Consider the following 21,906-nt stretch of genomic DNA (forward strand, 5'->3'; position numbering starts at 1 on the left):
GTAGCCACACCTTTTTTGTATCGTTCAAATTCGATAATACAAGGATCAGTGCTGAGAGAACAGGCGTTAGTGTGTCATCGCTAACGCCCGTAGTCTGATTTAGAATTTCAACACGGCTTCCAGTTCATCACCATAGCTATCACCGGTTTTTTCAAAGCCAAGAAGAGTGTAAAAACCTTCCGGACTACCTTCTCCGGTGCCGTAGCTTGTGAAAATCTCGTTGTAGCCTTTGAGCTTCATATCACGTTTTAAAAGCCCGATAGCCTGACGGCCAAAGCCGAATTTCTGGAATGGTGTTGCGATCATAAAACGCCATAAAAAGACCCCCGGACAGTCAATTCCGTCATCATGGTCGGCGCCAATATGCAGCATTATGAAACCGATCAGTGTATCGTCAGCATAAATTGCACGGAACCAGGCATTTTCGGAAAAATGTGCTGCGGCAATGGATGTACCATTGTCGGCAACCATGCCGCGATGCTCATCGGAAAGCGTTTCACTCAGATCACAGACATCTTCGACAGTTAACGCAGATATACGCCGAAATGAAATTTCGGAGTCCCGCGAGATTGTAATCTCACTCATGGATAAGTCCTGTTTTGAGAAATAGCCGGTTAACTAAACCGGCGCGGTTTTCGAATTGTCCGCCAACAATATGAACAGCAAAGTGTTCTGCCTTTAAATCTTACAACTATAATTATATGTCAATGTATAAAATTTATGGTCTGAATTTGTACTGCTGAACTAACACTTTTTGATTATTTACAGGTAAAAATGAAAATAAATAAGATGATTTTTTAAGTATAAATTTCAATTTAAAATAAAATCTCTGAGTGAACTTATCAGTCTTAAAGCGTCGTTTTTTGAGGTATGCGCAAAACACGCGCTGCCATATGGAGCAACGCGTGCTTTTATGTGTGTATTAACGGCCTCATCCGGCCTTCAGCATGTGGGAAATTTACATATCCGCTGAATGTTCCGGCGCGCTGTGTACCAGTTGTGTTTCCGGCGCATGAACCAAAGCCAGATATCTTTCAAATTGCACCAGAATATCCACGATCAGCTGCTCTTTTGTGAAGCCCATCACATCATAGCCTCTGCCACCGCTTGAGAAATATGTCCGTGCTTCATGACGGAGATTTGGCTTGCCGACCCCCAGTGTCGAAAAAGCAGGGATGTGCTGGGCAACGGGCATGATACCGTAGATGAAATCGCGTGTGCCTTCTGCCGTGGAACGCAGTGCGATTGCACCATTGTCTTCTGTAACAACAACGGTTTCCTGACCGCGATTGTTCAGTTCGGTGGTAACTGCATTCAAAGCATCCTTGGCGGGACCTGCGATAAATGTTGCAACTTCACGCTTGGTTGGCGCATGCAAAATCAGTGACAATCGGCGTTGCCATGTGAGACCTGAGGCTGGTTGCGCACTTGGTGCAACCGGAATTGCGGCATGGGCGGCTTGTTGTGCAAGGTCGGCTTTCATCCCCTTAAACAGTGACCAGACAAGCGCGATCATAACAATGCTGAATGGCAGGGCGCTTGCAATGGTCACAGCCTGCAAGGCTCCCAAACCACCTGCAACCAGAAGACTTGCAGCAACCACACCTTCCAATGTGCACCAGAAAACCCGCTGTCCGGTTGTTGTTTCGGTCTCTCCGCCCGCAGCGATTGAATCAATAACAAGTGAGCCGGAATCCGAAGATGTAACAAAGAAAATGGCAACCAGCATGACCGCTAAAGTCGAGGTCAATGTCGTCCATGGCAAATATTCAAAGAAGTGGAACAGGCCGACGGAGACATCAGCAGCAATCTCTGCTCCTAACTTGCCACCGGCGACTGTCGTATCAATAAGAATTGCCGAATTGCCGAAAACGGTCATCCAGAAGAATGTGAAACCGGCCGGGATAAACAGCACCGCTGTCACAAATTCCCTGACCGTGCGGCCACGCGAAATACGGGCAATAAACATGCCGACAAAAGGCGACCACGATATCCACCATGCCCAGTAGAACAGTGTCCATGCATCGACCCACGGTGTTGGTTCATAGGCATAAATATTGAAGGTACGCAGGACGATTGTATCGAGATAGAGGCCGATATTCTGCACAAAATCACGGAAAAGCTCTGCAGTAGGCCCTACAATCAGCACAAAAAGCATCAGGAGAATAGCGAGCAGCAGGTTGGTCTCAGAGAGAATGCGCACGCCTTTATCCAGACCTGTTGCAACGGAAATCGTTGCCAGTGCCGTGATTGCAATAATAAGTGGCAGCTGAACCTGCAACCCGATTGGCAGGCCGATCAGATAGTGAAGTCCGGCATTAATCTGCGAAACGCCAAGTCCCAGTGAGGTTGCAATACCAAACATGGTGCCGACGATGGCGAAAATATCGACCGCATGGCCTATCGGGCCGTTAATCCGCTCTTTGAGCAGGGGATAAAGGCCGGAGCGGATGGTGAGCGGCAGATTGTAACGATATCCGAAATAGGCAAGGGACAGGCCGACAACGGCATAAATAGCCCAGGCGTGAATTCCCCAATGGAAAAATGTAACCGCCATGGCTTCACGTGTTGCTGCAATGGAGCGCGGTTCTGCGGTTGGCGGTGCCATGAAATGCGTCATCGGCTCGCCGACGGCATAATACATCAGCCCGATACCCATACCCGCAGCGAAAAGCATTGCAATCCACGAGAGGAAGCTGAAATCAGGTGTTGAATCATCGGGGCCGAGTTTGAGGCGTCCGTACCGTCCCAGACAGAGAAGCAATACGCTGACCAGAAAAATGCCGACGGATAGCAGGTAGAACCATCCGAAATTTGCGAGAATAACGGTCTGAAGCTGGGTAAAAATACTCGCAGCCTGATCGGGAACCACGATCCCGATTGCTAGAAACACACCGATGACAATGATGGATCCGAAAAATACCGGTGCGTTTATAATGAACTTTGCTGGCATGAAAACTCTCGCAGGTTAGTGTTTCATGTTTTTAAGAAAACAAAAAATAACTCTGTAAATATCAAGTCAGTCTGACATTTTATGAATAAGGCGAATTTAATAAATATGACAGGAAGACTATTACAAGGGAAGGGACAGATCGACTTTCACTCTGTCCAGTACAACGATGGTTCTGTAAGATTTTACGAGATGATTTTCTCCTAATAATTGCGCTGTCCTGCTTTCATATTCTTCAGTCGTCGGAACGGTCATGATCAGGATCAGGCCTGCACTGCCCGCAACCCAATAACATTGTTGAATCTCCTCAGCATTTTTGAACATTTTTTTGGCCGCAGCGACCGTCACTGACCGCTCGTCGCTGAGCGTGACCTCGACAATAACGGTCACTGGCAGGCCGACGGCAGCAGGATCAACAACGGCTGCAAATTTTTTGATGATGCCTTTTTTCTGAAGTTTGGCGATGCGGCGCTGCACGGCGGCGGGTGACAGATGAATAAGCTCGGCTAGTTCTTTTTGTGATCTTGAGGCATCTTCCTGAAGCAGTCTGAGAAGCGATTTGTCGTAATCATCCAGCTTATTTTGATCGGGCATTGCATTATCCGCGCTGAAAGTGAGTGAAAATTGCGGTGAATTGAGACTTATCGAGCCCTAATATACCATCACATCATTTATTTCTATGTGAAATCATTCGTGAATTTTTGTGAATAATAAAAAATCCGACAAAGAAGTTTTAATTATTAATTTTAGTGTGTGTATGAAGAAATCGTATAATACAAACAGATATATACTTGCGATATTATTGTTCGTGGCGATTTATTGTGTGCTGTTTTCAAAGATGGTTTACTTCGGCACGATTGTACCTGCTTCAGAACATGCAGCAATGTCTCCTGTCGGCATGCACAGGCCGCTTATTCTGGACAGGAACGGAAAAATCCTCGCGATAGATATCAAGGCATATTCACTTTATGCGGAGCCCCGCCGTATTACGGATATTGATGAAGTGGCAGAAAAAGTGCACCGCATCATTCCCGAGATTCCGCTGCAAACGCTTTATAAGAAATTGTCGGGGCAGCGCCGTTTTATATGGCTTGCACGGCAATTAACGCCGTCGGTTAAAAGCAGGCTGATGGCAGAAGGTATTCCCGGCATTGGCTTCCGTACCGAATTACAAAGAGCCTATCCGGCCGGACGTACCACTTCGCACATTGTCGGCCTGACCAATATTGACAATACCGGTGTTGCCGGTCTGGAGAAATGGATCGACGGGCAGGGCATTGCCGATATCCGCAATGCCGGTTTCTCAGTCCCTGAACATTTTGCGCCGGTTGTGACATCCATCGATTTACGTGTGCAGCATGCATTGCATGACGAATTGTCGAAAGCGCTTGTCAAATATGGCGCGGCGGGTGTCGGTGGTCTCATTCTCAATATTAAAACAGGTGAAATTTTAGGGCTGGTTTCATTGCCGGATTTTGATCCCAATACGCCTGCGGAGATACATCTGGCTGACCGCCTGAACCGTATAACAGCCAGTGCCTCGGAAATGGGGTCTATCATTAAGACCTTTACAACGGCGATGGCGGTTGAGCATGCGGGTGCCGGACTTGATACAATCTATGACGCGACCAATCCGATCAGGGTCGGTAATCAGCTTGTGCGTGATTATTTCGGCAAGAAACGGCCACTGACGCTGGAGGAAGTGTTTCTGTTTTCTTCCAATATCGGCTCCGCACAGGAAGCGCTTTCTGTCGGGGTGGAAGGGCACCGGAACTTTCTTATCCGCTCCGGCCTGCTGGAGAGAGCGGCGCTGGAACTGCCGGAAATAGCAAAACCAATGGAGCCGCGGCACTGGTCTGTGCCGACATCGATTACCGCAGCTTTCGGTCATGGTTTTGCAACCACACCATTGCAAACAGCCGCCGGTATTGGCGGAATATTGAACGGCGGTGTTCTCGTTACCCCGACACTCCTGAAGCGCGATTCCGACCATTCCGCTTTGCCTGCCCGCCGTCTTGTCACCGAAAGAACAAGTGCAATTGTCCGGCATTTATATCGCTTAAGCGCGGAAAAAGGCTCCGGCCGCCGTGCGAATATCAGCGGCCTGAATGTCGGCGGAAAAACCGGTACGGCTGAGAAGGTGGTCAACGGCCGCTATGCAAAGAACAGGAATTTCAATGTTTTTGCAGCGGCCATGCCGATGGACGATCCCACATATGTCTATCTGGTTATCGTTGATGATCCGGCTCCGAAATCTGCCACGCGCGGACAGACGGCCGGTGTAACCGCAGCGCCGGTTGCGGGTGAAATCATCCGGAAAACATTCACTTTTTTGGGCATGGAGCCACGCATCGGCATCTGATCTGCCATTAATCGGGCAGAGGTGTTTTCGGAATGTGTGGATATTTCATCAAGAACTGATCTGCGTGTGCACAATACGGGCGCATAAACTTGACTTATATAATCATGTTTAATATCGCAGATAATATTATTGTTTTTAAGACGGCTAAGTTTGGGCAGATGTGATGACACCCCAAAACCGAATGCGCGCGTTCTTATGACATGTCGGTTTTGCTGACAAGCAATGATGACCATTGAATTTTTACATTTTTTGAAAACTTGGGGATTGGAATGAGGGGCAGATATCAATTGGTTACCTATGAGCGCGGTTGTGCCGCTTTAGCCGGTGTCTCATTGCTTGCTATCAGTGCTGTGGCGGCTTTCGCTCAGGAAACAGGCAAGACTGATCGCGTGCCGCGCCAAAAGCAGGCTCAACAGGTTTCCGATACCACTGGTGCAACAGTACTGGATACAATTGTGGTGGTGGGGCAGGGACATCCTTCTACCGGCACTATAGGCCAACCGCCGGCTGAATATGCCGGCGGGCAGGTTGCCACCGGTGCGCAACTCGGAACACTCGGAAACCGGTCTGTTCGCGATACACCATTCAGCCTGACCGGATATACAGACAGGCTGATCCGCAACCAGCAGGCAAAATCGATCGCTGATATTACACTCAATGATCCGTCCGTGCGTCAGGATGCACCGACTTTCAGTGAGCGTGACTCTTTCTTCATCCGTAGTTTTTCTGTGACTAATCTGGATGTTGCATATGACGGACTTTTCTACCTTGCCAATCCGCGTCGCAGCTATCTTGAGGGCATTGAACGCGTTGAGGTGCTCAAAGGGCCAAGCGCTCTGGTCAATGGCGGTGTCGGCCGCGTCGGGGGTACAATCAATCTGGTGCCAAAACGTGCTGCGGATGAGCCGCTGACACGCCTGACAACGACCTATATGTCCGATGCGCAATTATGGTCGCATGTTGATGTTGGTCGTCGTTTCGGACCGGACGGGGAATGGGGCATTCGCTTCAATGGTTCCTATCGCGGCGGCGAGACTGCGATGAAACATAATGACATTCAGGTTGGTGTCTTGTCACTTGGGCTTGATTATCGCGGTGAACGGGTACGTGCCTCGCTTGATCTCAATCATTCCCGACAGAATATCGATGCGCCGACTTCGCTGTTTAATGCGGTAGAAGAAGGTGTTGTAATTCCGGATGCACCGAATGGCCGGATTAACACAGCCAATCCGTTTGAATATCATGACAGCAAGCACAATATGGCCGCTGCCCGTGTCGAGGTTGATGTTCTGGACAATACGACTGTCTATGCCGCCGGTGGTATCAGCCGTTATCGTGAGGATTTCCTGTCTACATCATACACAATTCTCAATTCGAACGGCGATGCAGAAGCTGAGTTTGGCTATAATCCGCAGCAGATTCAGGGACTGTCGGGTGAGATTGGTGTCCGCTCCGAATTTGATACCGGTCCTGTCGGCCATAAGTTCAATATTTCGGTGAGTGGCGCGAAAAATGAGAACCATCGCGGTCGCTTCCATCCGGGAAAACTGGGCTTCAAAAAATACCCGATCAATATCTACAATCCGGCCTATGTGCCTGATAACTGGGTAGATATAAGCGGGCTGCCTCGCTCGGATAATCTCTATCCGTTCTCTGAGCTGGTCGCTAACAGCATCGCGATTTCTGACACGCTGTCTTTCGCGGATGATCGGTTTCAGCTGACGCTTGGCGGACGTTATCAGCATATGAACTTGCGCAGTTTCAACACACGTCCAGATCGGGACGTGCCGTTTGGTAAACAGACTTACCATTACACAGAATCTAAATTCAGCCCCGCCGTCGCTGCTGTTGCACATGTGACTGACAGCCTGTCGGTTTATGCAAATTATGCTGAGGCACTGACTGAAGGGCCGCAGCCACCGTCACGGGCTGACAATAAGAATGATGTCTTTCCTCCTGTTGTAAACAAGCAGAAGGAAGTCGGGCTCAAATATGATCTTGGCGATATGATGCTGAGCGCAGCTCTGTTTGAGATCAGACAGCCGAATGGATTCATGAATGCAGCAAAATATTTTGCGGTGAACGGTCTTCAAGTTAATCGCGGACTGGAACTCTCTGTGTTCGGTGAGCCGGTTGACGGTATTCGTTTGCTGGGTGGTATTACATTTATGGATGCCCAGTTAGAGAAAACAGGAAACCCCGAAACGAACGGCAACAGAGTTCCGGGTGTTCCGAAAACAGCCATCAGCCTCTATGGTGAGTATGACACGCCGTGGGTTGAGAGGCTGACACTGACCGGCCGTGTTGTGCATACGGGCAGCACTTATTATGACCAGAAAAACCTGCAGAAAGTGCCGGACTGGACACGCGTTGATCTGGGCGCGCGTTACACAATGCTCCGTGAGAATGGCAAGCCGGTAGAGTTCAGAGCAACCGTTGAAAATGTTCTCAACGAAAATTACTGGGCATCGTCAGCCCGTGGTTTTATCTCGGCCGGAGCGCCGCGTACATTCATGCTTTCCGCTTCGTTTGATTTCTAAAGCATCGCAGTGTGATATTAACGAGGAAGGCCGGAGCGGTGTTGTCATACACGGCTCCGGCTTTTTTATTGAAAATATCTGAACTAGAGCGCCGTGTGCCAGACTTGGCACACAAAGGTCACTCTAACACTTTAAAATGAGAGCATAGTTTTACTTCAAACTGATCCAAGTTTAAGGAATTATGCTCTAACATCGTGGCTGAAAAACAGCCCTGTGAAAAACATCTTCTATAAGGCCAATTTGGGTAAATTCCCCGCCATATCTTCGCAGTTTTATTCCAGATTTGAACACCAGTGACTGGAGATAAATATGAAGCGCGTTCTGTCTGCATTTATGGCCACAGCTCTGATGCTGGTGCCGGTCTTTGCTGAAGAAGTGACACTGCCTTCTGATGATGACGTTAAGAAAATTCTGACTGACCGTATTGATGGAAGTCAGACCGGCATTGTTGTTGCCTTGATCGAAAATGGCAGATCCCGCTTTGTATCACATGGTCAGTTTGGCCGTAATGATCCGCGACCGGTGGATGAGAATACTCTGTTTGAAGCCGGTTCAATTACCAAGGTTTTCACCAATCTGCTGTTGGCGCAACTGGTACTGGACGGGCGGATTGATCTCAACGCCCCGATTGCCAATTATCTGCCGGCAAATACTGTTCTGCCGACCTATAAGGGCAAGGCAATCACAGCATTTGATCTTGCCACGCACACATCCGGTTTGCCGAGCTTGCCGGATGATCTGATGACTGCGGATATTAATAATCCCTATACCGGATATGGCAGTCAGGGTCTTTTCGATTGGCTGGCGACATATCGTCTGAACCGGCCGATCGGTACGGAGTTCTCTTATTCCAATGCCGGTACCGCACTGCTGGGGCTGGTGATTACCCATATTGATGGCCGCTCTTATGCCCGGATGGTGCAGCAGGAAATTCTTGATCCGCTGGGCATGAAACAAAGCGTGCTGGCTTTGAGCGGTAATACATTGCCGGATATGGCAACAGGTCATGGGCGGGGCGGGGAACCGGTGAGTCATTGGGATTTTGATGCATTTGCACCGGCTGGTGCGCTCATCACTTCGGCCAGTGATCTTGCCAGATTCATAGCTGCAGCTTCAGGACAAACGGAAACCCCGCTTAAACCTGCCTTTGCTTTGCTCACGGAACATAGCCGACCGGCTGGCGGGAAAGCGCGTAAGATTGGTCTTGGTCCGGTCATTTCCAAACTCGCCCGCCGTACGATTGTCTGGCACAATGGCCGGACAGGCGGCTTTGAAAGTTTCGCCGGTTTCGACCGTGAGAATGGCAATGGCGTTATTGTCTTGTCCAATCGCCTGAGCATTACGGGTATTGATGATATCGGCGCTCATTTGCTGGACGCGCGGCAAGAACTGCTGCCCCAGCCTCCGATACGCATTGCTGTTGCGATTGATACCGCAAAACTGCCCGCTTATGTCGGCCAGTATCTGCTCGCCCCCGGTGCGATTATGAGCATAACCGAAGAAAAGGGGCAGTTATTTCTGCAATTGACCGGTCAGCAGCGTTTTGCAGCCTATCCGGAGAGCGATACGAAATTCTTTCTGCGTGAAGTTGATGCACAAATCAGTTTCACAGTGGAAGACGGAAAAGCTACAAAGCTGACCCTGCATCAGAACGGGCGCAACATGCCGGCTTTGCGTGTTGGGGACTGAAGTCAGGATGAATAATAAGCCATGAAGAGCAGCTCTGTTACAAAACCGGAAAAGCTTCGGGTGTTTATTTTGGGAGCTTCGGGCAAAGTAGGCTCAATACTCGTTCAGCGATGTGTTGCGCGTGGTCACAAAGTGACAGCGCAGACACGGGATGCCCGCAAAGTTGTCGCGGGATTCAATCTCGATATAGCCGTCGGAGCGCCTGCGGATAAAGCATTTTTAGAGCAAAATATTACCGGTCATGATGCCGTGGTTATATGTCTTGGTGTTGATCACACCGGAAGAACGACGCTTTTTTCTGATGTGACCAGAGAGCTTGTGGATGTGATGCAGGCTGCAGGAGTGAACCGGCTTGTTGTAATAACGGGGATTGGCGCAGGAGATACCAAAGGTCATGGCGGATGGTTTTATAATTACCTCATTTATCCGTTCATTACCCGTCATCAATATGCAGATAAAGACATTCAGGAAGCGATAATCGGGCAAAGCAGCCTCGATTGGACAATCATTCGTCCGGCACCTTTCAGCTCCCGCACGACTAAAAAACCATTACATATTTTGACCCGGACACCGCGCAATGTGCAGCTTCGGTTCATAACAGTTGAAGAGGTTGCCGCTTTTATTCTGGATAGTTTGGAAAACAGGACATTTGTCCGGCAAATGCCGTTTATCGGGCATAATTAATTTCTGATTGTCTGCCGTTTTCATCTATAGATTTACCGTTACGTACTTCTGAAAGCATAATCAAAACTGTAGTTTTGAGTGATGTTTTCCGGAGGGTGGCAATGGGTCTGGAAGTCTCAAAAAAATACAATATCGATGAGGTTCTGGAGGAGATGATCTGGATACCGGGCGGAACTTTTGTGATGGGGTCAGACGATCACTATCCTGAAGAAGCACCAAAGCATCCGGTAAAAATTGACGGTTTTTGGATCAGTCAAACACCTGTAACCAACAGGCAATTTGCGCGTTTTGTTGAAGAAACAGGCCATGTGACTTTGGCAGAAAAAGTGCCGGATGCGCGGGATTATCCGGGGGCGCTTCCGGAAATGTTGCGGGCGGGTTCCCTCGTTTTCACTCCGCCGGCAACGGTTGCAGGACGTGACATCAGCCAATGGTGGCAGTTCAAATTCGGTGCAAACTGGCGCAAACCTCTGGGTGACCTGAGTGATATCCGCGACAAGCTGGATCACCCCGTGGTTCATGTCGCTTATTGTGATGCGTGTGCCTATGCTGACTGGGCAGGGCTTGATTTGCCGACCGAGGCAGAATTTGAATTTGCAGCCAGAGGTGGCCTTGAAGATACAGAATATGCATGGGGCGATGAATTGATGCCCGATGGCATTGCAATGGCCAATACATGGCAAGGCATCTTCCCGACAAGCAGCACCAAACCAGCAGGGCATGAGCGGACATCGCCTGTCAGGTCATTTCCTGCAAACGGATATGGTGCCTATGACATGATCGGCAATGTGTGGGAGTGGACAAAGGATTATTGGAGCGACAGGCATTCTGAACCTGCGCCCAGCCCCTGCTGCCTTCCCTATAATCCGCGCGGCGGCGAAGCGGCTTTAAGCTATGACCCGCAACAACCAAATATCCGGATCGCCAGACGCGTTATCAAGGGTGGTTCCCATCTTTGTGCGCCGAATTATTGCCGTCGCTATCGTCCCGCTGCACGGCATGCAGAGCCGGAGGATACGTCGACAAGCCATGTGGGTTTCCGTTGTGTAAAACGTCCCTCAGACTGAAGAAAAACTACTCTTTTGCCCTCATTTCCCGCCCATATGCATACGCCATAAAACGCCGGATTTACTGTTACGTACTTCTGGATTTACAGCCAAATTTGTAATTTACGAAAATATTTTATGGGGCACACCATCAGTCATGGCCGATGCCAATCGCGAAAGCACGGGGAAGCTTTGAACGGTTGAGTAAAATGGTGAGCGCCTGCTGCCCCGACGAAATTGCATCACGAACACAAGTCAAGGAGGGAATAAGCATGCAGCGTCGTACCTTTTTGTCATTCAGTGCATTGCTCGCAACATCTGCTCTGGCCGGAGCTGCACAATTTGCTGTGCCACGGTCTTTAAGCCTTGTCTCGGAGGCAAAGGCACAGGAAAAACAGGCAAGGCCCAATATTCTCATCATCTGGGGCGATGATGTCGGGATCTGGAATCTCAGCGCATATCACAGAGGCATGATGGGTGGCTCTACGCCGAATATCGACCGGATTGCCGATGAAGGCATGCTGTTCATGGATCATTATGCTCAGGCCTCCTGTACTGCAGGCCGTGCGGCATTTATCACCGGGCAATATCCGCTACGGGTAGGGCTGGCAACTGTCGGATTGCCGGGTACGCCTCAGGGTATCAGCAAAGAGGATCCCACTCTCGCTGAAATGCTGAAACCGCTTGGTTACGCTACCGGTCAGTTTGGTAAAAACCATCTCGGTGACCGTGACGACCATTTGCCAACAGCGCATGGTTTTGATGAATTTTATGGCATCCTCTACCACCTCAATGCCGGTGAATATCAAGAGGAATATGATTTCCCAAAGGTTCCGGAAGTCGCCAAGCAATTTGCGCAGCGTGGTATTATTCATTCATGGGCAAATGCGGACGGAACGCAGAAGATTGAAGACAAAGGCCCTTTTGGACGCGAGCGTCAACGCACACTTGATGCCGATGTGCTGAAAGAGTCCAAGCGTTTTATCAGTGATGCGGTGGAGGCGAAGAAGCCGTTTTTCGTCTGGCATAATACTACCCGTATGCATTACCGCACCAATCTCTCGCCGGAATATGAAGGGAAAAGCGGATACGGTCTCTATGCCGACGGCATAATGGAAATGGACGATGATGTCGGCGAACTGATGAAATTGCTCGACGAGCTGGGCGTTGCCGATAATACCCTGATTATGTTCTCAACCGATAATGGTGCAGCTTCCAACAGCTGGCCGGATGGCGGTAACACACCTTTCAGAGGGCAGAAGGGTCTGGGCGGCTATGAAGGCGGTTTCAGGGTGCCGGTTGCTGTCAAATGGCCGGGTGTTATTCCCGCCGGAAAAACAACCGGCGAGTTCATGACGATGGAAGACTGGATCCCGACGATCATGTCACAACTCGGGCAGCCAAACCTTAAAAAGGAACTACTCGACGGTAAAAAGATTGGCGGCAAGACCTATAAAGTTCATCTCGATGGTTATGATCAGTCTGCAATGATTAAAGGTGAGGGAGAAAGTCAGCGGAAGGAATTCTTCTATTTCACTGAAACAAAATTCCACGGCATGCGCCATGGTGACTGGAAATTCCTGTTCACGAAGCAGGACAGATGGTTCAACGGCGTTCAGGACAACCTGACCTCCCCGGTGATAACCAATCTGAGGCTCGATCCGTTTGAGCGTTTCCAGCAGGCGCGCGGCTTTGATGAGTGGCAGGAAAACCGGTCGTGGACGATTGCGCCTGCCATTGCAAAAGTTCAGGAATTCTTCGTCTCATTCAAAAAATATCCGCCGCGTCAGCCAAGTATGGAAGCCAATATTGACGCTATGATTCAGCAACTGATGCAGGCCAACAATCCTTAGAACTACCCGTTCCCCGAACCCGTCATTCATTCTTGTGTGGCGGGTAAGGGCACATTTGATGATCGCTGTGAAAATCAATTGAGCTAACTCCGTCTGATGCAGACAGAATTGACGCTACTCAACAGAAGTGGAACGATCATGATTGAATGCCGATTCCAGTATTTGACAATTACAGCTCTGGCTTGCTGCATCTCATTGCCGGCACTTGCGCAAGACACGGATCTGGCCAAGCAATTATCCAATCCGGTGTCTTCATTAATCAGCGTGCCGTTTCAGGTGAATTATGACCGCGGTTACGGGCCCGAGGATGGGCACAGAACGACGCTCAATATTCAACCCGTCATACCTTTTTCCCTCAATGAAGATTGGACCCTTGTTTCCCGCACCATCGTGCCCGTTATCTGGCAATCAGATATTGCCGGTAAATCCGGCAGTCAGTTCGGTCTTGGTGACACGGTGCAAAGCTTCTTTTTTTCCCCCAAAAAGCCTGGTCCCGGAGGACTTATCTGGGGCATGGGGCCGGTTTTTCTCTTGCCGACCGGTACACATGAGCTTTTGGGCAGTGAAAAATGGGGGGCAGGTCCGACAGCTGTAGCATTGAAACAGGAAGGCTCATGGACTGTCGGGGCACTGGCAAATCATATCTGGTCTTTCGCAGGCGATCGTGACCGTTCAGATATCAGCTCGTCGATGTTTCAGCCCTTTGTTTCATATACGACTGATGATGCGTGGACTTTCGCATTGAACACCGAAAGCACCTATGACTGGAACAGTGATCAATGGAGTGTGCCCATTAATTTCTCTGTTTCCAAAGTTGTAAAATTCGGCACTCAACCGGTGAGTTTTCAGGCCGGAGCCAGATATTGGGCGGCATCGCCTGATAATGGCCCTGAGGGCTGGGGTTACCGCGCCAATATCACTTTTCTGTTTCCGAAATAGCTATGGGGTTTTGGCGGGAAAACACTGTATTTTGAGCAGCTTGATGAAAGCACTCAAAGCATCAAAATTCTTTATATTAATAAATCCTAAAATAAAGGATGCACCGATTGACGAACAATAGAGACTATGTGAATTTATAGCCCGTTCATATGCAATAACATGTCCTAACCCGTGTACGGATAATGACCCAGAATAGATATGCATTGGACCTGACTGATATTCCTGTCCTTGAAGCGCGATCCGTTCTTGAGGAATTGCTTTCTGATGAGCGATTTCACATTACTAAGCGCGGAAAGGCCATTTTGCGCTATATTGCTGAGCATCATTTTTCCGGAAAACCAGAAGCGATCAAAGGCTATTCCATTGCAATTGATGTGCTGGGACGCCCAACAAGTTTTGACCCTTCAACAGACCCGATTGTACGCATTGAGCTTAGCCGGCTTCGGTCTGCACTTGTGCAATATTATCAGGCTTTCGGCCGCGAGAAGCGGATTGAGATCGGACTACCGAAAGGTCACTATATTTTAACTTTCAACCGGTGCAGAAACAGAGCTGTAACAAGGTCTGGCGGTGATAATGGGTTTTATCCGGGTGAAACAGAAAGCGGATATTCTGCGCATAAGAAATGGTTTATATTCATAGTCTCAATAATAATTCCATTAGTATCAATATTTTCTATTTCTTTATTTTCTCACGGTGGTATCGACACAGAAAAACCGGTTGTTGTTATTGATTTTAAGAATGATGACTCAGTCAGCAATCATGAATCAGAAACTGTGAGAGACACCATTGTTAACGCGGTTAACAATTTCAACACGCTCATACTTAAAATAAATAATGGTGTTGCGCATAATCCAAATGAAAGCATTCCTGCATTTCTCATCCGTATGAAATACCGGACTGAAGGTGACACGCATTATTTGTCATGGCGGATTAAAGACAGTTCAAAAAATGAGATTATTGGCTCCGGTGTAGAGCAAGTCTCAGCAGCGGATTTGACACATAATCAGATTGAGCAATATCTCGCATCGGAGCTTTCTTATAAAATTGCAGCCAGCAATGGCATCATCAATACGAGACTTGTGAATGAAAATAATCTTGCCGTTTTTGGGAATAGCTGCGTCGTCAAAGCTGAAATTAATCTGGCGAACGGATTACCTCTTAGCGAGGATGAACACTGTCTGGAGCGCACACTTAAAATCCGTCCGACAGACAGTGATGCGATGGCAGCACTGGCGCGTGTGCTGATTAGCAACACAGGAGATGTTCCGGATATTGAGAAAAGTGAACGCAGTCTGAGGCTGGCACATAAAGCCGCTATACTCGCTCCTGCATCGGACAGGGTCTTATTCTCGCTGATGCAAACGCATTTAAGCGCCGGTCATATTGATCTGGCATTGCGAAAAGGCGAGCGGGGAATTGCGCTCAATCCGAATAACAGGGAGCTTAAATCGGCTGTTGCACTGGCTTATTTCACCAATGGCAACTGGGGGCAGGCTCACCAGCTTTTGGCGGATGATGAGCGCCGGTTTAAAACCTTACCTGTCACAGGTCAGCTTGTGCTTTTGCTCGATGCTCTTCGTCGTGGCAACCGGCAGGAAGCCAAATTACGTGCGGATGGATTGCCTGTACATGCAAACAGGATTGTCGGCTTTCATTTGGCAACTTTGACAAGAACCATGCCGCCGTCAGCAAAAACAGAATTACAAAAACAGGTGCGGGTTACCCCTGAAGTTTTTGAAACAATGGCAGCAAATCTGGCGCAGCAGAAATGTCCGTGCTGACGGCATAGATTACCCTGACAACCTCTCTGAAATTCACGATTTACGGCACTAAAAGACTGCCGGACAATGCGTTCGTTTACCCCGATTTACCGTAACGTTCTTGAATATTCCGGCCGCTCCATCAAAGTTTCGGATCAAATTGTGCAAGGGGAGGCGTGCAATGAAAGTCCGATCAGCCAGCCGGTTATCTTTATCTGTTGCTTTTCTCGCTGCTATGTCTTCAGCCGTATCCGCGGCAGAAGGAGGGGCGGGCTTTTATCTCTTAGGCTCCAAAGGCGCAGGTGCTGCTATTACTCCCCCTCCCGGTGTTTTCTTCCAAAACGACATTTATTATTATTCAGGAAAAATCGGTGGCAGCAAGCAGTTGCCAACCGGTGGCAAACTGGCAGCCGGTGTCAATGGCGCTGCGCTGATAAATCTGTCGTCCGTCATATGGGTTTTGCCGGAAGAAATAGCTGGCGGACATTTAGGCATCGGTGCAACAATTCCATTCGGATGGAAAAGAACAAAAGCCGATTTGGTATTAAGTGCATCGCGTTTCGGTGATGTTTCCGGCAATGTAAAGGATGATATTTTTACGATCGGCGATCCGGTGATCAGCGGTTTTCTCGGCTGGCAGAAGGGCAATTTCCATTATCAGCTGGGAACAATGGTGAATGTCCCTATTGGAAATTATCAGGAGGGCGAGATATCGAATATCGCCTTTCATCATTGGGGAGCAGATGTTTTTGCTGCAACGACATGGCTCGATCCGAATATCGGGCTTGATCTTTCTGCTGCTGTCGGGGTCACATTCAATGCCGAAAATCCGGTAACCAATTACAAAACCGGTAATGAATTTCATTTTGAATGGGCTGCGGTGCAGCATATTAATGAAAAACTCGATATAGGGCTGATCGGCTATTATTATCAGCAGCTTTCGGGCGACAGCGGTGAGGGGGCAACACGTCCGTTTAAAGGCCGCGTGGCCTCGGTCGGCGCAACAATTGGCTGGAATTTCGAGGTGAATAAACTTCCCGTTTCCACGCGCATTAAATATTTTCATGAATTTGCAGCGGAAAACAGGGTCGAAGGTGACGCTGTGTTTCTTACCGTGTCCGTGCCGCTCTCAATTACAAAATGAACACGAGTTCAGTATAGGTATGATCGATTGCACTATTCAGTCTTGGCAGCGTTGACTGAACAGGCGCAGATCTCTTGCGCAACGAACAGCCCCACAGATCAGGCTTTTTGATTACATCCATCTCAAGGAAAAAATAGCCGCGCAACATCAGATATCGGGCAAGCGTGCCAAGACTATCGTAAATCAAAGACCGGTCTTTCACCAGAATAACTCTGGCACTGCGAAGGCTGCCCCTTTTCTTAGGCTTTAAAATAACAGGATGACGTTCACCATTTACTTCGACCATGAGAACCAGACAACCCAGACTGATATGATCGCTGAGTATTTGTGCCGTGTCTTCAGAAAAATCTTCTGACGCCAGCGGGTCATAAGCCTGTATTGATGCTCCGTTAGAAGGACGAAAAGCTGCAATTGTCAGCGGCACAACGAGTGTAGCAATGGCAGATGTTGAAAATCCCAAATGCGTATTGATTTTTCGCATCGTGGCAATCGCTGTAACATCAACATAATCAATATCAGCGACCGATATGATACGTCGCAGGAATAGGGCTGCCATCCACTGATAGTCTTGCCTGAGATAGAATGCCGCCAGATTGGCCGCTGCTACAGGCTTTTGCTCATAGACCGAGCGAACCAACGGAATTGTCAGGCAGATGCCGATATCGCCGTTTTTGTTGAAAGCGATATAGCCGATTGTCGAGTGGCCAAGCTTTTCTGCATGATTAAATATATCAAGCAGATTTGCCTTCCAGGTCGCAGCCGTGCGCTTATGAAAACCTTCATTCAGAAGTTCTGAGGCGTAATCCAGCTGGTCAATGGATAAAGGGCGCAGCTTCATCGTTCAATCTTAAAAAAGCAGGGGAAACGGGTATGTTAAATGAACGAAAGCGCTCAGCTTTTCCGTGTCATTAAATAGCTCTCAAGCGACTGAAGGCTGTCTATATGATTGATATCAAAGTCTTCATCGGCGAGATCAATATCAAAATCTGTTTCTAACTGCGTCAGGATCTGAACCGCAGCAAGAGAATCCAGCAATCCGGAAGAAAATAGCGGCTGATCTTCTGCAATCTGATGAATATTATAGCCCGAAAGAATGCCGTTAATATGCTCTTTAATATTTTGAATATCCAAGGAAGACATTTTAATTTCCCTATTGAATTGCAGGAAAAGATTACATTTGTTCAAGGAGTTGTTTGCGGTCAACTTTGCCGTTGATATTCACGGGGAGCGCATCCCGTATGTGAATATTTTCCGGCACCATATAGCGGGGCAGATTTTTCAGCAGCGCAGATTTTATCTCGTTTTCTTTTAGCGGGCTGGTGCAGAACGCAACCAATCCCTGAACGGAATTCTCGATAACCGGCCAGGCGATAACTGCAACCATTTCGCTTTGTGCCGCATGTCTGAGATGTGCTTCAACTTCTTCCAGCTCAATGCGGTTACCCTTGAGCTTGATCTGGTTATCCGTGCGGCCAAGATGGTGATAAATACCGTTGTCATCACACATCCCCAAGTCTCCGGTCAGATACCAACGCTGGCCTTCAATCTCACGAAAACGGTCTGTTTGACTGGTATTGGCATAAGTGAAATAGCCTTCAGCGAGCTGGGGGCCACAGAGCGCAATTTCACCAGTCTGCCCGTTTGGAAGAGGGCGCTGCTGAGCGTCAAGAACCGCAACTTGCATGGACGGATAAGGTGTGCCGATCGCAATAATATCACGGCCGGGGGTTATGACCGGATCAGACTGCACCCGATAACGCAGGCAGATGACTGTTCCTTCGGTCGGACCGTAAATATTATCAATCATGCTGTCAGGCGCTGCTTTCGACCATGCCTCAACAGTTGCGACCGGCAGAGGTTCCCCGCAGAAAATTGATGAGCGGAGTGTCGGCAAACTATCCGGTTTGAGAGTCCCGCTTTTGCGCATCATCGCTGCCAGAGTGGGGACAGACATCCAGACTGTAATAGAACGCTCACGGATAAAGCGGCTTGGTGCCAGCATCTCCAGTGATGAAAGAATATGCAGAGACGCACCCGCATCAACACATAAAAAAAGATTATGGACGCTTAAATCAAAAGTCACATCGCATGTTTCGGCAAGCCTGTCCTGAGGGGTCAGCTGTGTCCAGAGTCTGGCCTGCTCAATATAACTTTCAAGCGCTCCGGCTGAGATCATAACGCCTTTCGGCAGTCCCGTCGTACCGGAAGTGAAGATAATATAGGCCAGTTCTTGTTTGCTGACGAAGGCAGGTTTCGGAAGTTGAGCCGCTTTAAGACCGGAGAATGCAGTGATGTTTTGTGCGGGGCGGGCAGGGGTAATATCTTCATCGCTTGGTACAATAATCATATCCGGAGCGGCGTTTAAAACCGCCGGAGTGAGCAGGGCAAGCCCTTGCTTGTCCACAATGAGCGCGTCCAACTGCAATGCTTCGAGCAATTGCACTATTCTGTGCTCTGTCCATTTCAGATTAAGCGGCACATAAGTAGCGCCTGCATAACCGGCTGCGAGAATACCTGCATAGGCTTCCGGACTTTTTGTACCGAGGATACCAACTTTTTTGAGATTGTTTCTCTGAGAAATAAAACCAGCCAGATTGATGACCATGGTGCGCATTTCGCCATAGGTTAAATCTGCCGACCTGTCAGAATAGAACAGGTTTTCACTGTATTTATCACAGGTTTCTATAAATTTGAGAGATATATTGTAGTTCTCAGACATCCTCATATCTCTCTTAAATACAGTTGAATATAATTTTGAACGTGACGCCGAGTGCAGACTCCCGGCTTTGAAATGTGCTGCGATTGCGTAAGTTTTATGCGGGATACAAGCTGTCTGTGTGTATTGTGTCTGCTCTTTTTCCGGTTTTAACGAAGGTCAAATTGCCCCCTGTCCGATTGAGCAAGGGCTCCGGATTTTTGAAGAAATTGAGCTGACATAAACAAAATATCGAAGAGCAGAATGGCCTGGCTGGCGCATAGGGTTTTATCAGGGAAACTGCTTGGAATAAAAATTATGTAATAAATAGGTTTGTTATCGGATACCGTAATGTGTGATATCTGACTTATAGTTTTCAACGCCTGCCGGTGTGTTTCCACCGGCAGGCGTTGAATTTTATGCAGGCAGAGATTTAGAATAATCCCTGAATTTCATTATTGTGATTAAGCCCGATATGTTCTGCAGCCGGTGTTCTCGGCAGGCCAGGCATGGTCATAATATTCCCGCAAATAGCGACAATAAAACCGGCTCCGGCAGAGAGTTTGACTTCACGGACAGGAACGATATGGCCTGAAGGTGCGCCTAAAGCGGTCGGATCAACGGAAAAACTATACTGCGTTTTCGCCATACACACAGGCAAATGGCCGAACCCGTCGCGCTCCCATTGTTCCAGCTGTTTCAGAACTGATGGTTCTGCTCTGGCCTGTTCTGCACCATAGATTTCGCGCGCTACTGTCTGGATTTTCTCCCACAGAGGAAGGCTGTCCTCATAAAGCAACTGCAACTCGGCATCATTATTATCGGCAAGTTTTGCAACTTCATAGGCGAGGTCTTCTGCACCCGCACCGCCTTCTGACCAATGCCGGCAGAGAATGGCTTTAACACCGGCCTCGTTGCAAACATCATTGAGTACAGCGATTTCTTCATGCGTATCGGAAGCGAAATGATTGATTGCAACCACAACCGGCAGGCCAAATTTCTGGACATTGCGGATATGCCGGATGAGATTGCTGGAGCCTTTTTTCAATGCTTCTGCATTGCCGGTGCCAAGCTCGCTTTTTGGCACGCCGCCATTCATCTTCAATGCACGGATTGTTGCGACAACAACAACGGCATCAGGGCTCAGTCCGGCTTTGCGGCATTTGATATTGAAAAACTTTTCAGCACCCAAATCAGCACCAAAACCAGCCTCGGTCACCACATAATCACCAAGTGCCAATGCTGTTTTCGTCGCGATAACACTGTTGCAACCATGCGCAATATTGGCAAATGGCCCGCCGTGAATAAGCACGGGATTATTTTCAATTGTCTGCACCAAATTTGGTTGCAATGCATCTTTCAGCAGCGCCGTCATAGCCCCGTCGGCCTTCAAATCTGCGGCCGTAATCGGTTGTTTATCAAGATTATAACCGACAATAATCCGCGCCAGACGTGCTTTCAGATCAGTCAGATCTTCCGCAAGGCAGAGGATCGCCATAACCTCGGAAGCAACCGAAATATCAAATCCGGTTTCGCGCGGATAACCATTGGAAGGGCCGCCGAGTGCAATGGTTATATCCCGCAAAGCGCGGTCATTCATATCAACCACGCGCCGCCAGCTGATACGACGTGTATCAAATCTTAAGCTGTTGCCCCAATGGATATGGTTGTCGATCATTGCGGCGAGCAGATTATTAGCACTGCTGATTGCGTGAAAATCGCCGGTAAAATGAAGATTAATATCTTCCATCGGAATGACTTGTGATTTTCCGCCGCCTGCCGCGCCGCCTTTCATGCCAAAATTTGGCCCGAGGCTTGGCTCACGCAGACAAATGACCGCTTTCTTGCCGATTTTGTTCAGTGCATCGCCCAGCCCCACGGAGGTTGTGGTTTTGCCTTCTCCGGCTGGTGTAGGATTGATCGAAGTGACCAGAATAAGCTTGCCCTTGCGGCCGGATTTAAGCCTGTTCACCACATTATGGGTCAGTTTTGCTTTATCATGGCCATAAGGCAGCAGATCATCAGACCCGAGATTCAGTTTCGTGGCAATTTCAATGATCGGGCGCTTTTGGGCTGCGCGGGCAATCTCAATATCAGAATACATTGAACACTCCGCCGGTAAAATAGCTTTTATTGTTCATAACTGATCCCTGTCTGTTTTTGAAAACCGCGCTCTTCCGCGTTTCTATCGCATCACAGGTTTTATGGATAGTCCCGGTTTTTCTGCAACCTTTCTCAGTT

At 48.6% G+C, this 21,906-nt stretch carries 16 protein-coding genes; 9 read left to right on the top strand and 7 right to left on the bottom strand.

Annotation, left to right across the window (positions count from 1 at the left end):
- Positions 1–99: 99 nt before the first annotated feature.
- From LDL70_RS17645 to LDL70_RS17655, 3 genes are all read right to left on the bottom strand, one after another.
- The gene (locus LDL70_RS17645; RefSeq protein WP_116088271.1) at positions 100–585 is read right to left on the bottom strand and encodes a GNAT family N-acetyltransferase; all 486 of its coding nucleotides are present in this window, start codon (positions 583–585) and stop codon (positions 100–102) included.
- A gap of 373 nt (positions 586–958) precedes the next feature.
- Positions 959–2,953 (bottom strand): BCCT family transporter, encoded by a 1,995-nt coding sequence (locus LDL70_RS17650; RefSeq protein ID WP_225688776.1) that lies wholly within the window; start codon positions 2,951–2,953, stop codon positions 959–961.
- 120 nt (positions 2,954–3,073) lie between these two features.
- Entirely contained in the window at positions 3,074–3,544 is a 471-nt protein-coding gene (locus LDL70_RS17655; RefSeq protein ID WP_225688778.1) for an Lrp/AsnC family transcriptional regulator, read from the bottom strand.
- Positions 3,545–3,773: 229 nt separating this feature from the next.
- On the opposite strand from LDL70_RS17655, the gene LDL70_RS17660 reads away from it, so the two are divergent.
- From LDL70_RS17660 to LDL70_RS17700, 9 genes are all read left to right on the top strand, one after another.
- Positions 3,774–5,312 carry a penicillin-binding protein 2 gene (locus LDL70_RS17660; protein WP_225688780.1) on the top strand — a complete coding sequence of 513 codons (1,539 nt, stop codon included), beginning with the start codon at positions 3,774–3,776 and terminating at the stop codon, positions 5,310–5,312.
- Positions 5,313–5,581: 269 nt separating this feature from the next.
- Positions 5,582–7,852, top strand: a complete 2,271-nt coding sequence (locus LDL70_RS17665; protein WP_225688782.1) for a TonB-dependent siderophore receptor — start codon at positions 5,582–5,584, stop codon at positions 7,850–7,852.
- A 309-nt stretch (positions 7,853–8,161) separates the two neighbouring features.
- Positions 8,162–9,541 (top strand): serine hydrolase, encoded by a 1,380-nt coding sequence (locus LDL70_RS17670; RefSeq protein WP_225688784.1) that lies wholly within the window; start codon positions 8,162–8,164, stop codon positions 9,539–9,541.
- 21 nt (positions 9,542–9,562) lie between these two features.
- Positions 9,563–10,225, top strand: coding sequence for an NAD(P)-dependent oxidoreductase (locus LDL70_RS17675; protein WP_225688786.1), 663 nt, complete (start codon positions 9,563–9,565; stop codon positions 10,223–10,225).
- 101 nt (positions 10,226–10,326) lie between these two features.
- Positions 10,327–11,292: a formylglycine-generating enzyme family protein gene (locus tag LDL70_RS17680; RefSeq protein ID WP_225688788.1), complete on the top strand. Its 966-nt coding sequence runs from the start codon at positions 10,327–10,329 to the stop codon at positions 11,290–11,292.
- 251 nt (positions 11,293–11,543) lie between these two features.
- Positions 11,544–13,124, top strand: a complete 1,581-nt coding sequence (locus LDL70_RS17685; RefSeq protein ID WP_083647120.1) for an arylsulfatase — start codon at positions 11,544–11,546, stop codon at positions 13,122–13,124.
- Between the two features lie 138 nt (positions 13,125–13,262).
- Positions 13,263–14,063 carry a transporter gene (locus LDL70_RS17690; RefSeq protein ID WP_225688790.1) on the top strand — a complete coding sequence of 267 codons (801 nt, stop codon included), beginning with the start codon at positions 13,263–13,265 and terminating at the stop codon, positions 14,061–14,063.
- Positions 14,064–14,266: 203 nt separating this feature from the next.
- On the top strand, positions 14,267–15,847 hold the full coding sequence (locus LDL70_RS17695; RefSeq protein WP_225688791.1) for a hypothetical protein: 1,581 nt from the start codon (positions 14,267–14,269) through the stop codon (positions 15,845–15,847).
- Positions 15,848–16,007: 160 nt separating this feature from the next.
- On the top strand, positions 16,008–16,970 hold the full coding sequence (locus LDL70_RS17700) for a transporter (protein ID WP_225688792.1): 963 nt from the start codon (positions 16,008–16,010) through the stop codon (positions 16,968–16,970).
- Here the strand turns inward: LDL70_RS17700 and LDL70_RS17705 are convergent.
- The 4 genes from LDL70_RS17705 to LDL70_RS17720 all read right to left on the bottom strand — a co-directional run bounded on the left by LDL70_RS17705 (position 16,960) and on the right by LDL70_RS17720 (position 21,769).
- Positions 16,960–17,808: a hypothetical protein gene (locus LDL70_RS17705; RefSeq protein ID WP_225688793.1), complete on the bottom strand. Its 849-nt coding sequence runs from the start codon at positions 17,806–17,808 to the stop codon at positions 16,960–16,962. The two genes, LDL70_RS17700 and LDL70_RS17705, sit on opposite strands and share 11 nt — an antisense overlap.
- 53 nt (positions 17,809–17,861) lie before the next feature.
- A complete protein-coding gene (locus tag LDL70_RS17710) occupies positions 17,862–18,110 on the bottom strand; it encodes an acyl carrier protein (RefSeq protein ID WP_225688794.1) in 249 nt (82 codons plus the stop codon).
- A gap of 31 nt (positions 18,111–18,141) precedes the next feature.
- Positions 18,142–19,689, bottom strand: a complete 1,548-nt coding sequence (locus LDL70_RS17715; RefSeq protein WP_225688795.1) for an AMP-binding protein — start codon at positions 19,687–19,689, stop codon at positions 18,142–18,144.
- 409 nt (positions 19,690–20,098) lie between these two features.
- Positions 20,099–21,769, bottom strand: a complete 1,671-nt coding sequence (locus LDL70_RS17720) for a formate--tetrahydrofolate ligase (RefSeq protein WP_225688796.1) — start codon at positions 21,767–21,769, stop codon at positions 20,099–20,101.
- Between the last annotated feature and the right edge of the window lie 137 nt (positions 21,770–21,906).

The sequence above is a fragment of the Pseudochrobactrum sp. XF203 genome, from assembly GCF_020341615.1.
GTDB lineage: Bacteria > Pseudomonadota > Alphaproteobacteria > Rhizobiales > Rhizobiaceae > Pseudochrobactrum > Pseudochrobactrum saccharolyticum.

Bases quoted from the DNA above. Each gene is read 5' to 3' on its own strand.
- LDL70_RS17645 (WP_116088271.1), bottom strand. From the start codon at position 585: ATGAGTGAGATTACAATCTCGCGGGACTCCGAAATTTCATTTCGGCGT.
- LDL70_RS17650 (WP_225688776.1), bottom strand. From the start codon at position 2,953: ATGCCAGCAAAGTTCATTATAAACGCACCGGTATTTTTCGGATCCATC.
- LDL70_RS17655 (WP_225688778.1), bottom strand. From the start codon at position 3,544: ATGCCCGATCAAAATAAGCTGGATGATTACGACAAATCGCTTCTCAGA.
- LDL70_RS17665 (WP_225688782.1), top strand. From the start codon at position 5,582: ATGAGGGGCAGATATCAATTGGTTACCTATGAGCGCGGTTGTGCCGCT.
- LDL70_RS17670 (WP_225688784.1), top strand. From the start codon at position 8,162: ATGAAGCGCGTTCTGTCTGCATTTATGGCCACAGCTCTGATGCTGGTG.
- LDL70_RS17675 (WP_225688786.1), top strand. From the start codon at position 9,563: ATGAAGAGCAGCTCTGTTACAAAACCGGAAAAGCTTCGGGTGTTTATT.
- LDL70_RS17680 (WP_225688788.1), top strand. From the start codon at position 10,327: ATGGGTCTGGAAGTCTCAAAAAAATACAATATCGATGAGGTTCTGGAG.
- LDL70_RS17685 (WP_083647120.1), top strand. From the start codon at position 11,544: ATGCAGCGTCGTACCTTTTTGTCATTCAGTGCATTGCTCGCAACATCT.
- LDL70_RS17690 (WP_225688790.1), top strand. From the start codon at position 13,263: ATGATTGAATGCCGATTCCAGTATTTGACAATTACAGCTCTGGCTTGC.
- LDL70_RS17700 (WP_225688792.1), top strand. From the start codon at position 16,008: ATGAAAGTCCGATCAGCCAGCCGGTTATCTTTATCTGTTGCTTTTCTC.
- LDL70_RS17705 (WP_225688793.1), bottom strand. From the start codon at position 17,808: ATGAAGCTGCGCCCTTTATCCATTGACCAGCTGGATTACGCCTCAGAA.
- LDL70_RS17710 (WP_225688794.1), bottom strand. From the start codon at position 18,110: ATGTCTTCCTTGGATATTCAAAATATTAAAGAGCATATTAACGGCATT.
- LDL70_RS17715 (WP_225688795.1), bottom strand. From the start codon at position 19,689: ATGTCTGAGAACTACAATATATCTCTCAAATTTATAGAAACCTGTGAT.
- LDL70_RS17720 (WP_225688796.1), bottom strand. From the start codon at position 21,769: ATGTATTCTGATATTGAGATTGCCCGCGCAGCCCAAAAGCGCCCGATC.